The sequence below is a fragment of the Myroides sp. DW712 genome (assembly GCF_046557355.1).
Taxonomy (GTDB): domain Bacteria; phylum Bacteroidota; class Bacteroidia; order Flavobacteriales; family Flavobacteriaceae; genus Flavobacterium.
The window spans coordinates 28,036-43,014 of sequence record NZ_JBKFDO010000008.1 but is presented as its reverse complement, the minus strand read 5'-3'; the positions used below and the strand labels follow the sequence as shown (position 1 = coordinate 43,014).

Here is a 14,979-nt window from a genome sequence, read left to right as displayed (position 1 = left end):
TTTCTTGTTTAAAAAAGGAAAATAAATGCGTATTGTAAGAAAGAGGGTTAAGATGTAAAACGTCAATTATGAGTGAAATCCATATTTTAGTACTACTTCATTTAATGGGAGCCGCCATTTGGGTTGGGGGACATATCATCTTGAGTGTTGTTCTATTGCCTCAAGTTTGGAGAGAAAAGGCAGTCTATAAGCTGTTAGATTTTGAAAGAAGGTACGAATGGGTGGGTATGCCTGCCTTGGGAGTACTGTTGGTAACGGGGGTGCGTATGGCTTATTTATATCAAGTAACATTGACAATGTGGTTTACTTTTCAAAGCCCTATAGAACGTGTGATTTCACTCAAATTAATTTGCTTAATTGCAATTGTATTATTCGCGCTAAGTGCCCAGTTTTATGTTCTTCCTCGTCTAAAGAAGGATAGTTCGAAACTTCCTTTGATGATTTTTCATATTCTATCTGTGACAGCAATCAGTATATTGATGCTCGTTTTAGGAAGTTTTGTACGCTATGGGGGAATACACTGAAATAGACGTAAAGTACATCCTAAAAAATATTGTTTATTGTATATCCCTTTCTAAGACATTGCTTAGTTAGCAGTTCAAAAGAAACTTAAATCGTAAAATTCTGATCAATTTGCTTCAAGATAATTTCAGCCAATAGTTTTTTGGCTCGCATAATTTTAATCTTGACATTATTCAGGGGTTCATTGAGAATGCTTGCAATTTCATTATAGGAAAGTTCTTGAAAAAATCGCAACTCAATGACTTCTTGGTAGTGCGGTTTGAGTAATCGGATGTAGTTTTTGAAGATTTCTAAATTTTGTTCGCGAATTAATTCTTCTTCAATCGTATCAGAGTCATCTACAATATTGTTGTATTGTTGTGCTTCATCTGTAATATCAACAAAGTGTATATTCTTTCTTTTGCGAATCAAGTCAATATGCGTATTCTTTGCAATAGTAAGCAACCAAGTATTAAAAGCAAATTGACTATTATACGAGGCAATGCGGCTAAAAGCTTTAGAAAACGTTTCAATAGTAATATCCTCCGCATCTGTTTCATTACCCGTTTGCTTGAGTATGAAATAATATACTTCAGACCAATATTGATTTAATAGAGAAGTAAAAGCCGTTTGATCTCCTGTTTTAGCAGCTTCTATGGTTTGACTTGTTAAGCTTGTTTTCAAATTTTCTTACGTGTGATAAAATGTTTAAACGCAAAATAATGACCCGATAGTATGTGCGTAAACTCAAAAAAAGGAATCAACCACACCAAGTCTTTTTCATTGAAGTTTTTCAAAAGTTTTGCAAAGTAAAAGATAGTGATTATATATCGTAAAACAAATACTCCTAACACAATTTCCCATTGATACAAATGGAGCAACAGAATGGTTAGTACAAGATAAAAGGCTAAAATACTTAGATGGTATACTCTTAGTTTTAGTTGTTGAAAAAGCCCTAGTCGTTTAAAGAGTAAATCGTGTTTTTTTTGCAATTGAAAAGCAGAACGCCAGGTAACCTGTTGTTGCAGGGTATTCATGCTCTCTGGGGCAATTGTAATGGCTGTATTAGACTTGGTTCCAATATGTCGGATAAATTCTTGTTCTTCTCCTTGACTTATTTTCATCTCTTTGATAAAACCATTGACTTGGTAGAACAAGGTTTTTTTATACCCTTGATTGATGTTATTCCCGTACAAAGGTTTTCCTACTTCTATCCAGATGAAATTGTGAAGGGTTTTGAGAAACAGTTGAAAACGCGCGTATTTATTACTGAGGCTTTTTTTCTTTTTTGCTAAGGTAGTATGAGCAATTACCACTTGTTTTTTTGTTGTAAACAGGGCTGTCATGCTCGCAATCCAATAAGGCGAATCAGGAAGAGCTTTGGGTTCTGTAAATAAAAGATGGTCATAAACCGTTGTTTTAATTCCCAGAGTTAGAGCATATTTCTTATTGCCCCAAAAAGCTTCGTTGTTTTCGACATTCACTAATTTTGCCCATCGATGTTGAGCAACAAATTGCTCTATTATTTCCAAACTATCATCCTCAGAAGCATTGTTCACTAAGATTAATTCATAGGTATGGTACTCCTGTAAAAGCATGGCATTTAAGAATGCAGGAAGTTCGACTTCGTTGTCTTTGATATACACCACGACAGAAACCGGTAGTTGCTGTCCGGTTGATTTGCTCTTTAAGGAGCTGTTGAAGGCGATAGTACTGTATAAAACAACGTAATAAAGCGCATGGAATAACAAAATACCAATCAGTATGTAAAATAAGATGGTGAGCATGGTGTATGTACTAGTTTAAGCAAGGGGCAAAGGTATCAATAATCGCCTTTTTGTGCAACAGATCTAGAAGATATTCACTTCCGCTTCTAAGTGGATAGCGAAAATATTAAAAATCTCATTTTGAATGGTTTCAGCTAATTTTTTTAGTTCTATACCTTGAGCGTTTCCATAGTTGACTAAGACAAGAGCCTGTTTGCTGTGTACTCCTGCATCGCCAATGCGGTATCCTTTGTATCCACTAGTCTCAATTAGCCAACCCGCAGGAATCTTGATGTGTTCCTCATCAATAGTGTAGTAAGGGAGGGTTGGATATTTTTTTAGTAGTGTTTCAAACACCGCTTTGGATACAATCGGATTTTTAAAGAAACTACCACTGTTGCCCAATTCGGCTGGATTAGGTAATTTGCTACTGCGAATGGCAATCACTGCTCGGCTAATATCTTGAATAGTGGGAGTAACAACGCCCATGCGTTCTAATTCACTATTAATTACACCGTAATTGGTACGCAAGACGTGATTCTTTTTGGTTAGTCTATACACAACAGAAAGGATGATGTAACGATCTTTGGCTTCTTTTTTGAAGATGCTTTCTCTATAGCCAAATTGACAAGCTGCGTTAGAAAATTCTTCAATCGCGAGGGTATCAATATTCAAGGCCTTACAGCTGACCATTGTGTCTTTGATTTCTACACCATAAGCTCCGATATTTTGAACAGGTGTTGTGCCTACATGTCCAGGAATTAAGGATAGGTTTTCCAAGCCTCCGTAATCACGCGTTAACGTCCATTGTACAAAATCATGCCATACTTCGCTCGCTTGACTTTCCACCCAAACAAACGCTTCATCTTCTTTGATTATTTTAATGCCTTTGAAATCTAATTTAATAACCAACTGCTCAATATCTTGGGTCAACAACATATTGCTGCCTCCACTCAGAATAAAGTAAGGCTCATCAGGAAAGGTTTGGATCAGTTTTTTTAAGGCTGGAATAGCGTCCACCTGAGTAAAACGCTTAGCCTGCACATCAATACCAAAAGTGTTATAGGGTTTTAGCGAAATATTTTCTTGAATCATAGCGTATGAAATGAATGCGTTGTTTATTCTATAGTAAAGATCTTGAAATCTTGATTGATGGAATTTAAGAGTGATTCTGTTCGCTCTAAATGGGTATCTGTAATGAACATCTGCCCAAAGGTTTCCAAATTTACCAGTTCTAAAATTTGTCGTACTCGAAGTTCATCTAATTTATCAAAGATATCATCAAATAACAAAATTGGTGAGATGTTATGCTGTTTCTTTAAAAATTCAAATTGAGCTAATTTGAGTGCAATTAAAAATGATTTTTGTTGCCCTTGCGAGCCAAACTTCTTAATGGGACTTCCCTTGAGTAAAAATACGAGGTCGTCTTTGTGGATACCCACGGAGGTATATTGTAAGGCGCGGTCTTTTTGCAAGTTTTGATCAAAGAGCTCCTGCATGCTGTGGTGTTCCAATTGAGATTCATACACCAAATGTACTTCATCTTTGTCTCCTGTGATTAATTGGTGATAGTGGTTGAAAATAGGAATGAAGTCATGCAAAAAATCACGACGTGTTTCATAAATAGGTTGTGCCAAAGCGTTAATCTGATCATTGTAAATCTCTAGCGTATCGCGATCAAAGTAATTGTTACTCACAAAACTCTTTAATAGAGCATTGCGTTGGGTAATTAACTTTTGATGTTGAATGAGCAATTGCAAATAGTTGCTGTTCATTTGTGAAATAACGCTATCGAGAAATTTTCGTCTCGTTTCGCTTCCTTCAATGATTAAATCGCTATCTGAAGGAGAAATAATCACTAAGGGAATAAAACCAAAATGATCCGAGAAACGCTCATAGTTTTTGTTGTTGCGCTTGAGTATCTTTTTTTGTCCTTTTTTTAAACTGCACAAAATATGTTCACTTTGCTCGTTTTTTTCAAAGAGAGCATCAAGGACAAAGAAATCAGCGCCCTGTTTAATGTTTTGAATGGCAATAGGATTAAAATAACTACGTCCATAGGCCATATAGTAAATGGCATCTAATATATTGGTCTTACCAACGCCATTTAATCCAATAAAACAGTTGATTTTAGCGTTAAATTCAAAAGATTTATCTTCAATATTTTTAAAATTGAGAAGATCTATTTTTTTTAAATACACGAGAATAGAGGTGTTTTTAACGAGTGAGTGATAGTATGATCTAATTTGGTTGCAAATTATCAAAAATATTAATAGTAAGCACTTTTATATTACAATAAAAATCATATTTTTGCCTTTCATTAAACTTTTTATACATGGCAACTTATAATAAAAGAGGTTATAAAGCTCCAAAACCGCAAGACGAAACGGTAGATAACGAATTTGATCAGTATGGTTCTGTTGATACTGCTAACAGTACTACGGCTGAGGTATTTAATTCCTTAGATCAAGGAGCAAATAAAATGGAAGGTTGGGTAGCGAAGAATCAAAAAGCAATTTTTGGTATCGTTGGAGCTATTGCTTTGGTTACTATTGGGTATGTTGGTTATAATAAGTTTGTCGTAGAGCCTAAAAACGACGAAGCAGCAAATGAAATGTTTCAGGCACAAACCTATTACAATGATGCGTTTACCAATGAAGCAGATAAACAAAATTTATTGACTTTAGCCTTAAACGGTGGAGAAGGTAAATTAGGGTTTTTGGGAATCATTGATAACTATAAAGGAACTGCATCGGCTAATTTAGCGCATTATTATGCAGGAACAACTTACCTGAACCAAGGAGAGTTCAAAAAAGCAATTGAGCAATTAGAGCAATATAAATTGGGAACTGATATTATTATTGGGGCTCAAGCATTGGGAGCTATCGGAGATGCATTCTCTGAATTAGGCCAACATGCAGATGCTTTTGATTACTATAAAAAAGCAGCAGAACACAATAAAAATGACTTTACTACACCGAGATTCTTATACAAAGCAGGAATTGCTGCTCTAGAAGAAGGGAAAAAAGCAGAGGCATTAAAAATGTTTAACGAGGTGAAGAACAACTACGCAACGGCTATGGAAGCAACGATGGTAGAGTCTTTAATCGGTCTGGCTCAATAGTATGGCAACAGCAAATAAAAATTTATCGGCTTACGATAAAACAACATTACCTTCCGCAACAGATATGAAAGTGGGAATTGTCGTTTCGAACTGGAATGATACGATTACTGAAGGATTATTTGATGGGGCAAAACGCACACTTTTAGATTGTGGCTTACAAGAAGAAGGGTTAATTCGTTGGGATGTACCGGGAAGCTTTGAGTTAGTTTTCGGTGCAAAACGAATGATTGAACGCTTCGAAGACCTTGATGCGGTTATTGTAATCGGCTGTGTTATTAAAGGGGAAACAATGCATTTTGAGTTTGTGTGTGAAGGAGTGACACATGGAATTAAAGATCTAAATTTAATAGCAGATATCCCAGTCATTTTCTGTGTACTCACAGATAACACAATAGAGCAATCACTCGCTCGAAGTGGTGGAGATATGGGGAATAAAGGGGTTGAGGCTGCGGTCACCGCCTTGAAAATGATAGCTTTAAATAGTTTATAAAAGAAAAAAATCAGCCTGTGTAAAAGCAGGCTTTTTTTATCATATCAAATGAAAAAGTGAAAAAATAGTTAAGGAAGCAATTCCCCTATTTATTTACTTAAATTTGTATGGATAGAGTTCAACGTTTTAATCAAAAAACTTCTTTTTTTACATGTCTAATATTATTCGATTATTACCAGATCACGTAGCCAATCAAATTGCCGCAGGAGAAGTGGTACAAAGACCAGCCTCTGTTGTAAAAGAATTGATTGAGAATGCAGTAGATGCGGAGGCAACGGAAATCAAATTGGTGCTAAAAGAAGCGGGTAAAACGTTAATTCAAGTAATCGATAACGGTAAAGGGATGAATGAAACGGATGCTAGAATGGCCTTTGAACGCCATGCTACATCTAAAATAGCTAAAGCTGAAGATTTATTCGCCTTAAACACCAAAGGGTTTAGAGGAGAAGCGCTCGCTTCGATTGCCGCCATTGCACATGTAGATTTAAAAACCTGCTTGCACGGAAGTGAGCTGGGAACTCATATCGTCATCGAAGGGTCTAAAGTAATCGCTCAAGAAGTTGCTGTTACTCCTCCAGGGACCGTTTTTTCCGTTAAAAACTTATTTTTTAATATTCCCGCCCGTCGAAATTTTTTAAAGTCTGACAATGTAGAATTCCGCAATATTGTCGATGAATTTGAACGCATTACTCTGGTACATCCCGCTATTAGTTTTACCTTGATTCACAATGGCAGTGAGGTATTCAACCTACCAAGTTCTAATTTGCGTCAACGCATCGTCAATGTTTTTGGTGCTAGAACCAATGAAAAATTAGTTCCCATTGAGGAAATTACTGAAATAGTTACCATCAGCGGGTTTATTGGCAAACCTGAATTCGCCAAAAAAAGTCGCGGAGAACAATTCTTTTTTGTCAATGACCGATTTATCCGTAGTGGATATTTGCATCATGCTGTCTTAGCCGCCTATGAAGGTTTGCTCAAAGAAGGAACGCAACCCACGTATTTTATCTATTTGTCTGTACCGCCAAATTCCATCGATATTAATATCCATCCAACAAAAACGGAAATTAAATTCGATGATGAACAAGCGTTATACAGCATTTTACGTTCAGCAATCAAACACAGTTTAGGACAGTTTAATGTTGCACCTGTACTCGATTTTCATCGAGATGAGGAATTAGATGTCCCCTATGAATTTAAAGATAAGGAAGCCGAAACACCCTTGATTGAAATCGATACGCACTACAATCCATTTACTAATGAATTGTTGAATCTAGAAGAAGAAATTTTCAATCCTTTTAAGCAAACCCCTGCAAGTACGAGTAACGGATTGCCGTCAGATTTTGTAGATCGAGGATTTAATCCTTTTGAGGAAAGTTCGTTTTTGCGTAAAGATGAAACAGAAGAAGTAGAGGGAATGGCAGAAGTACAAGCCGAAGAATCTGAAGTATTTGAAAGTAAATGGACCTCAGCCAAAGCAGAGGTAGATTTCTCATCCTTTAAACAAGAAGGCAGAAAAGCTGATGAAGCGGTGTTCTTTTCTAGTAAGTCCAATAAGACAGAAGTTAAAAAATCAGCAGCGAATGAAGTTGGAGCTTGGCAGGAAGTTTTTGAAGGACTTAAAGGCAAAGGTGGTGCTATTGATGTGAGTGGATTAATCTTGGAAGAAGAGGAAGTAACTGGGAGTTTGTTTGATGAGACGACAGAAACCACATTGGCTTCTCGTACCTTTCAGATTCAGCGAAAGTATATTGTCAGTCCGATTAAATCTGGAATGGTCATCATTAATCAAGGGCGTGCACATCAACGTATTTTGTATGAAAAATTCATTGGAAATATCACTAAATCCAATGCTGTTTCCCAACAGCTGCTCTTTCCTTTAACGTTGTATTATGCCCCGTATGAAGTGGTGTTGTTAAAAGAAATTCGCCAGGCTTTAAAGCAAATGGGCTTTGATTTTGAAGCTATGGGAGAAGATCACGTAATTCTATCGGGATTACCTGTAAACGTAGCAGAAAGTGAGGCGCAAATTGTATTAGATGATTTGATTATGAGCTTCCAAGAAGGAATTCCAGAAACCAACTATATTCAAACGGAACGCATTGCCAAGACCTTGGCACAAAGTTTGTCCGTAAAATCGGGAACGATTTTAAATGAAACAGAACAAGAAGATATTGTGAATTCTTTATTTGGATGTAAAGAACCCAATATATCTCCATTTATGAAACCTACTTTCGTTACCATGAAAGTAGAAGATATTGAACGAAAATTTATACTGTAATGAGACTATCAGAAGGAGTAAAACAGTTATTGATTATAAATATCCTATTTTTTATAGGAAGTCAGTTTGTACCTGCAACCTATGATTATTTAGCGATGTATTATTTTGACAATGCTAAATTTCAAGTGTGGCAACCACTAACCTATATGTTTATGCATGGAGGAATCATGCATATTTTCTTTAATATGTTTGCGCTATTCTCTTTTGGAACCACCTTAGAAATGATCTTTGGAACCAAGAGATTATATCTTTTATTTCTGATTTCAGGTTTAGGAGCTGCTTTATTGCATATGGGCGTCAATTACTACTCGGTGATTAACGGAGTAAATCAATTGGTTACGGCTGGCTTTCAAGAAACAGAGATTTATAACTTATTGAAAAATGGAATGTATGACAGACGTTGGGAATCTCATTTGAGTGCTTCGGACTTTACTGCTATGATTTCGGCTTTTAATACGCCAGTTGTAGGGGCTTCAGGAGCAGTTTATGGTTTCTTAGTAGCTTTTGCCTATATGTTCCCGAATGCAGAACTGATGATGATGTTTATTCCGGTACCTATCAAAGCGAAATACTTTGTTCCTGGAATCTTAGCCATTGACTTAATTGGTGGGTTAACAGGAGGGTTTAGTATTTTTGGTGGCGGAACGGGAATTGCACACTTCGCTCACGTGGGAGGAGCCTTAACAGGATTCTTACTCGTGCGATACTGGAAACAGAATCAGTTCAAACAAAATCGTTGGGATTTGTAAGATGAATATACTAGATGATTTAAAGAGAAAGATTAATGTTAGAGATAAAGTACAACTGTTGATTATTTGCAATATCGTTGTTTTTGTCTTGCTTTACGGTCTTTCTGTTGTGGCTCCGGCAGTCTATCATAGCCTGTTTCCTTATGTTGCCTTCGTAGCAGATGGAACCTCGTCTTTAGTGCGCTTTTGGACCTTCCTCTCGTATGCTTTTGTGCATGCCAATATTTGGCACCTGTTGTTGAATATGATTATGCTGTTCTTTGTCAGTAATTTATTTTTTACCTTTTTTACTACCCGTCAATTTTTATTTGTTTACATAATTGGTGCATTTGGTGGAAGTGTATTGTACTACTTGAGTAGCTTCTTCTTTGGTATGGGCTATGGTTTAGTGGGCGCCTCAGCAGCAGTAATGGCTCCGCTAATTGCCTTGGCTACCTTTGCTCCACAAATGGAAGTGCGCTTGGCATTGCTAGGACGTGTAAAAATGATTTATATTGCAGCGGTTATTATCCTGATTGATTTATTTCAATTGTCCTCTAGCAATGTAGGTGGGCATTTAGCTCATTTAGGAGGAGCTTTCGTGGGATTTGGCTATATTTTCTTGTTGAAAAGGGGGATAGACCTCGCTAAACCTAAAAAACACAAGCCCAAAAATAAATCGACTTTTAAACAGGTTTATGTCAATAAATCAGTAGAAAAAAACGTTTCTAAAGAAGAAAGTAGCCAAAAGAAAATCGATACCATTTTGGATAAAATCAGCCGATCGGGGTATGAAAGTTTGAGTAAAGAGGAAAAGGAATTTCTTTTTCGTCAAGGTAATAAGTAAGTATGAAGAAACTATCGTGGTTTAATAAAGTGATATTTTTCTGTAATGTTCTCGTTGCATTCGGAACATTATTGGGCTATGTATTGCCTTTTTTAGCCCCGAAGCTGTTTCCTCTTTTATCTGTATTTACACTGATTCTTCCTTCACTCTTGTTGCTAAACTTCTTCTTTTTGCTCTTTTGGGCCATTCAACTGAAGAGACAAGTGATTCTATCTGCTTTGATTCTCCTTCTTGGATTTACGTTTATCACCAAATTCTATAAGATTACAGGGAAAGATGAGGCAACTCATCCCAAGGATATTGTTTTAATGACGTATAACGTTCGCTTGTTTAATTTGTTCAAGTGGATTCCTGATGAATTTGTTCCTCAAAAAATTAAAGAATTTGTCGATTTACAAGATCCGGATATTTTATGCTTACAGGAATATTCTAAAAGTGCAGCCTTGAATTTTAAGCAATACCCCTATAAATACGTCGTATCTCACGGTGACAAAATTAAAACGGGACAAGCAATTTATTCCAAACATCGCATTATTGATAAAGGAGAAATTAATCTTCCAAACTCCAATAACAACGTTATTTTTGCTGATTTGTTAATTCAAGCAGATACGATTCGTGTGTACAGTATTCATTTACAGTCCATTAGTATTAGTCCTGATATACATGAAAAATTGGATGAAGAAAAGTCCAAGCGTATTTTTAAACGCATTGCAACTGCGTTTAAGGAACAACAGATGCAGTCTGAATTAATTCAGTCCCATATGAAAGACGCTACCCACCGCAAAGTGATTTGCGGAGATATGAATAATAGCGCCTTTTCTTATGTATACAGTAATATCAAAGGAGATTTAAAAGATGCCTTTATAGAAGCAGGTAGTGGATTTGGTAAGAGTTATGATTTTCCGTACTATCCGATGCGTATCGATTATGTATTTGTCGATCCGAGCATAGAGGTAAAATCGTTCAAGACCTATAGTAATTTTAAAAATTCTGATCATTTTCCTATTGTAACGCGCTTAGCGTTACAGGAGCGCTAATTCTGTTGTTTGGGTAAAGTGAAGGCTAAGACAGTAGCAATACTGGAGAAAAGTAAGAGAACCCAACCAAGATTGGACAGTAAACTACTGCTGTATAAGCCGATACCTATGAGAATATAGTACAACAACCCAAAGAGTGCGCCTGCAGAGCCGACGGAAGTTTTGTAAGTTACTAAGGCCTGACTTAGAATATTGGGAATCGCAATACCAAAGGAAGCTACAACCAATAGAACAGGGAGTAAAAACCACATTGAGTTCAACAAAAGATAAACCAAAAGTGAATTGATGAGTGCAAAGACAGCAGCACCTAGAATCAATCGATTACTCGTGATTCCCTTGTTGATACAGCGTTTGTTAAAATAGCTTCCCGCAAAAGATCCCAAAGCTAATACAATTCCACTGTAACCATAAATTGAAGCGTTATAACCGTTGGATTCAAAGATAAATGGAGCAAAGGAGTAGTAGCTAAATAGCAGTACGTTATAACTCATAACTAGCAAGGCATAACGCCAAATAGTACGATCCGTGTACATTTTTTTAGCGAGTTGGACAATAGCTTGAGCAGAGATTTTATCCTGCGTTTGTTTGGTTTCAGGTAATTGATAAAAAGCTTTGGTTACTAAGAGTAAAGCTAAGAAAGCCAACAAGGCAAAAATTCCTACATGACCAAAGGCAGACACTGTTATTCCACCTAATAATAAGCCAATTACAGGGCTAATCGATAAGGCAATTCCCATAATAGAAAATACCTTACTAAGTTCTACTCCAGTATACAAATCGCGCATCATGGTTTGTGTAATGACGGAGCCTACCGCTATGCCGAAGGCAGCAAGAATACGCGCGGCTAATACCCACTCAAAAGTAGGAGCCAGTAGCGCAATAATCGAAGCAATCATATAGGTGGTTAATCCCCAAAGCATTGCTTTTCTTCTCCCGATATAATCACTTTGAATCCCCCACCAAATAACTCCCAGCGCAAAAGCAATAAAATAAGTGCTAATGGTTAGTAAGGCTTGGGTGTCTGTGACGTGGTAAGATTGAGCAATATGGGGTAATGCAGGACTGTAAATCGTCTCAACAAATTGAGGAAACATTAGTAAGAGCACCATAAAGCTCAATTGTACGGTTGTTTTCATTTCTTTTTGTATTTCTGATGCAAAATTCAGCTGAATTCAGCTTATCTTTATAACAGGATAAAAACAAAAAATATCAAAAATCGGACATATGGCGTATTTGAAGAAAGAACAGGTCTTAAAATTAGAAGAGATGAAGCAAAAAGTGATTGGTTTGGCCTCAGATTTGGTTCAGCACGATTCGGGATTTCACAGCCATACTCATCATGCCCAAATTCTCTATGCGCCAAGCGGATGTATGACCTTGTTGACGCGTCAGAGCCAAGTGATTCTCCCACCTCAAAAACTATTGTATATTCCCGCTGGGCTTGAACATCGGGTAGCTTTTCGCAATGTAGTGGCTTATCGATCGATTTACTTAGACGTACACCAGTTTGATTTGGAAGATTTAACGTTACAAGTTCGCGTTGTGTCTCCTTTGTTAACCGAGCTGATTGAGCGCATTTGTTGGTGGGACTGGGAAGAAGAATATACTCCGCCACAACAACGTATCCTTGGTGTTTTTTGGGATGAATTCCAAGAAGCCAAGAGAGAATCGTATACCTTGGACATTCCAACAGATTACCGTCTACAATCGTTTATGACTGATTTTATGTTGGAGAAGAAAGTTCCTCCTTTTTTACATGAACTCGCCCAATATGTAGGCGCAAGTGAGAAAACAATTACACGTATTTTTAAGCGAGAAACCAAGATGACCTACCAAGCTTGGCGTCAACAGTGGAGAGTGTATCGCGCCATCGAACTACTCGCAGAACAAGCATCCATCACCTCCATCAGCGATCAATTGGAATTCTCTTCCGATAGTGCTTTTATTGATTTTTTTAAAAATCACACGGGAACAACACCAGCAAAGTATTTGGTGTAGTTTGTTTTTTTGTTGTTCGTCCTTTGTTTTTCGTTCGTTGATACATCCAACCAAACCCTCACCCAATCCTCACCAACCCCTCACCAACCCTTCACAAAAAAAACAAAAAAGCGAACCCTGCTAGTGTGTCTTGAATTTTCTAGTAAACATATAGACCAAACTCAGAACGATAATAGCTGTACTAATATACATAATCGTTGGAATGTGTTCGATATGATCTTTGTAGTACCAACCAGCGGCAAACGCACCTCCACCAATTCCTGCTTCTAGAGCAATATACATGGTAGAAACTGCTTTTCCTCTTTGATCGGGTGAACTAAAATCGATGGTCCAAGCATTCAAGGCTGGAGATAAAATTCCCAACGAAATTCCATACATAAACGCGCCTAAGTATAAGCCGTTAATAGTTTGGAAAAAGGCAATTATCAATAAGGAAATAATCAGGAGGACTAATCCCAGATTAATAATCAAAACACGACCATAGCGATCAGATACCTTACCTGCAAAAAAGCGAACCAACAGCGAAGAAACGGTGAAAATCATGAAGAAAATTCCCTTGTTTTCTAAACCGAGATGTCCCGTCCAATCGGGGATTAAAGTTAAAATAACCCCATAAGCAATATAGGATAAGAAGGTAACTAAAGCGGCTGGAAATACGTTAAAATCGAATAAATCTTTGCGGGAAATCTTAAAGAGAGCAAAAGAAAATTTTTCCTTTTTTTGTAAGGTTTCCTTCATGTTCAATAAGATTAAAATCGACAGGAGTGCAAATAGAGCAGAGGTATAAAACAAGAAATTGATAGAGGTATAAATCTTGATTGTACTTCCAATGGCAGGACCAATGGCCATCCCGGTACTAAAGCAGATGCCGTGAAGACCTAATGCTTCTCCCCAACGCTCTTTAGGTACAATATCTGCAACATAGGCCGCTGTAGCTGTTGGTTTAAATCCCGTTGAAAATCCATGTAATAAACGCAAGAATAAAAAACCAGAAACCGTCGTTAAAATAGGGTAAAGCAAGCTACAAATAAAGCAAACAATAGAACCAATAGCCATGATAGGTACACGGCCAATTTTATCCGTCAACTTTCCACTGAACGGTCGAGAAATACCTGCCGTAATTGTAAATAACCCAATAATAAGACCCTTGTATTCGGCTCCCCCTAAACCCGATAAATAGTCTGGTAATTCCGGAATAAGCATGTTGAAACTCGCAGAGAATAACAAAGAGCTTAAACAGACTAACATAAATTGCAAGTTGTAAATCGGATGTGCCGATTGGGAGAATAGGGCCATAATGGAAGTAAATTGCTGCAAATTTATCGGAATAAATCGGACTAGACAAGTTTGTTTACGGTTTACGGTTTAGAGTTTTAGTTAACGGATTCAGTTAACCGTTAACCGTTAACCGATTACTGTAAACTAAACCACATACTCAAAATAACTCTTATCTCCCTCCTGTTTAATAAAAGTAAAATTCATGCGTTCCATCATGCGCACTGATTTTTCATTGGCTGTTTTTGCGATACCGATGATGCGTTTAATTTGTGGTTCGCGTTGTTTAATCAGTTCGATTAATCCCCAAGTACCTTCAGTACCATAGCCTCCTTTCCAAAAAGCACGTCCAATGGAAAAACCAATCTCTACCGATTCAGCATCGAGATACGTATAAACGCCTGTACCCATTAATTGATCGGTTTCTCGGTGTACAAAAGCACAGCGGAATTTTTTTCCTGTTTCTTGTTCGGATTGTACTTGATCAAGGAAGGTTCTAACATCTTCTAAGGTCTCAAAGGGAAGACTGGTTCTGTATTGCATAGCATCCTTGTCTGAATAGATTTGCAATAGAGCCGTTTCATCATGAGAAGTTAAAGCTCTAAAGTATGTTCGTTCCATTTCTAGTATCATGGGAATATTGTTTTTGTTGTTTCTTACAAAGAAAAAACATTTGAAGGGAACCGCCACGTAAAAAAAGAATTTAGGAACAAGTAAAACCAATGCGTTTGATTAAAATAGTATACAAAAAATGCCCTATACGAAATTTGGGGGCGTATAGGGCAAAAGTAGTATGAAAAAAAGTTTCTACTAGTATTACAATTATTATGCCATTTTTTGTATAAAAAAGGAGAAAGAGGAGTACCCGTTATATAAGAAGTATTCATTTAAAGTAAATCATTTTTTTGTGTTATTTTATGGCTGTTTTTGTA

The 14,979-nt window shown here is 37.0% G+C and carries 15 protein-coding genes; 8 read left to right on the top strand and 7 right to left on the bottom strand.

The genetic code is table 11. The annotated features are described in order from the left end of the window. Positions 1-68: 68 nt before the first annotated feature. Complete coding sequence (locus ACLJX0_RS08010; protein ID WP_410879665.1) at positions 69-524, top strand: CopD family protein; 456 nt, start codon at positions 69-71, stop codon at positions 522-524. Positions 525-609: 85 nt separating this feature from the next. On the opposite strand, the gene ACLJX0_RS08005 is transcribed toward ACLJX0_RS08010, so the two are convergent. The 4 genes from ACLJX0_RS08005 to recF form a co-directional block, all read right to left on the bottom strand. Further along, positions 610-1,185 (bottom strand): RNA polymerase sigma factor, encoded by a 576-nt coding sequence (locus ACLJX0_RS08005; RefSeq protein ID WP_410879664.1) that lies wholly within the window; start codon positions 1,183-1,185, stop codon positions 610-612. Next, positions 1,182-2,288: a glycosyltransferase gene (locus tag ACLJX0_RS08000; protein ID WP_410879663.1), complete on the bottom strand. Its 1,107-nt coding sequence runs from the start codon at positions 2,286-2,288 to the stop codon at positions 1,182-1,184. Before ACLJX0_RS08000 ends, ACLJX0_RS08005 begins: the two co-directional genes overlap by 4 nt. A gap of 63 nt (positions 2,289-2,351) precedes the next feature. Beyond that, positions 2,352-3,362: a UDP-N-acetylmuramate dehydrogenase gene (murB, locus tag ACLJX0_RS07995; RefSeq protein WP_410879662.1), complete on the bottom strand. Its 1,011-nt coding sequence runs from the start codon at positions 3,360-3,362 to the stop codon at positions 2,352-2,354. Between the two features lie 23 nt (positions 3,363-3,385). Continuing rightward, the gene (gene recF / locus ACLJX0_RS07990; RefSeq protein WP_410879661.1) at positions 3,386-4,468 is read right to left on the bottom strand and encodes a DNA replication/repair protein RecF; all 1,083 of its coding nucleotides are present in this window, start codon (positions 4,466-4,468) and stop codon (positions 3,386-3,388) included. A gap of 134 nt (positions 4,469-4,602) precedes the next feature. Between recF and ACLJX0_RS07985 the strand changes: the two genes are divergently transcribed. The 6 genes from ACLJX0_RS07985 (at position 4,603) to ACLJX0_RS07960 (ending at position 10,774) form a co-directional block, all read left to right on the top strand. Continuing rightward, positions 4,603-5,391 carry a tetratricopeptide repeat protein gene (locus ACLJX0_RS07985; RefSeq protein WP_410879660.1) on the top strand — a complete coding sequence of 263 codons (789 nt, stop codon included), beginning with the start codon at positions 4,603-4,605 and terminating at the stop codon, positions 5,389-5,391. 1 nt (position 5,392) lies between these two features. After that, positions 5,393-5,881: a 6,7-dimethyl-8-ribityllumazine synthase gene (gene ribH / locus ACLJX0_RS07980; RefSeq protein ID WP_410879659.1), complete on the top strand. Its 489-nt coding sequence runs from the start codon at positions 5,393-5,395 to the stop codon at positions 5,879-5,881. A gap of 151 nt (positions 5,882-6,032) precedes the next feature. Next, positions 6,033-8,162 (top strand): DNA mismatch repair endonuclease MutL, encoded by a 2,130-nt coding sequence (mutL, locus tag ACLJX0_RS07975; RefSeq protein WP_410879658.1) that lies wholly within the window; start codon positions 6,033-6,035, stop codon positions 8,160-8,162. Further along, on the top strand, positions 8,162-8,911 hold the full coding sequence (locus ACLJX0_RS07970; RefSeq protein WP_410879657.1) for a rhomboid family intramembrane serine protease: 750 nt from the start codon (positions 8,162-8,164) through the stop codon (positions 8,909-8,911). The genes mutL and ACLJX0_RS07970 overlap by 1 nt, the downstream gene beginning before the upstream one ends. A gap of 1 nt (position 8,912) precedes the next feature. Beyond that, positions 8,913-9,737, top strand: coding sequence for a rhomboid family intramembrane serine protease (locus ACLJX0_RS07965; RefSeq protein WP_410879656.1), 825 nt, complete (start codon positions 8,913-8,915; stop codon positions 9,735-9,737). 2 nt (positions 9,738-9,739) lie between these two features. Beyond that, positions 9,740-10,774, top strand: coding sequence for an endonuclease/exonuclease/phosphatase family protein (locus ACLJX0_RS07960; protein WP_410879655.1), 1,035 nt, complete (start codon positions 9,740-9,742; stop codon positions 10,772-10,774). On the opposite strand, the gene ACLJX0_RS07955 is transcribed toward ACLJX0_RS07960, so the two are convergent. Next, positions 10,771-11,910: a multidrug effflux MFS transporter gene (locus ACLJX0_RS07955; RefSeq protein ID WP_410879654.1), complete on the bottom strand. Its 1,140-nt coding sequence runs from the start codon at positions 11,908-11,910 to the stop codon at positions 10,771-10,773. The two genes, ACLJX0_RS07960 and ACLJX0_RS07955, sit on opposite strands and share 4 nt — an antisense overlap. Positions 11,911-11,998: 88 nt before the next feature. On the opposite strand from ACLJX0_RS07955, the gene ACLJX0_RS07950 reads away from it, so the two are divergent. After that, entirely contained in the window at positions 11,999-12,772 is a 774-nt protein-coding gene (locus tag ACLJX0_RS07950; protein ID WP_410879653.1) for an AraC family transcriptional regulator, read from the top strand. Between the two features lie 120 nt (positions 12,773-12,892). On the opposite strand, the gene ACLJX0_RS07945 is transcribed toward ACLJX0_RS07950, so the two are convergent. Together ACLJX0_RS07945 and ACLJX0_RS07940 are read right to left on the bottom strand one after the other, a co-directional pair. After that, complete coding sequence (locus tag ACLJX0_RS07945) at positions 12,893-14,068, bottom strand: MFS transporter (RefSeq protein WP_410879652.1); 1,176 nt, start codon at positions 14,066-14,068, stop codon at positions 12,893-12,895. Positions 14,069-14,194: 126 nt separating this feature from the next. Further along, a complete protein-coding gene (locus ACLJX0_RS07940) occupies positions 14,195-14,680 on the bottom strand; it encodes a GNAT family N-acetyltransferase (protein WP_410879651.1) in 486 nt (161 codons plus the stop codon). Between the last annotated feature and the right edge of the window lie 299 nt (positions 14,681-14,979).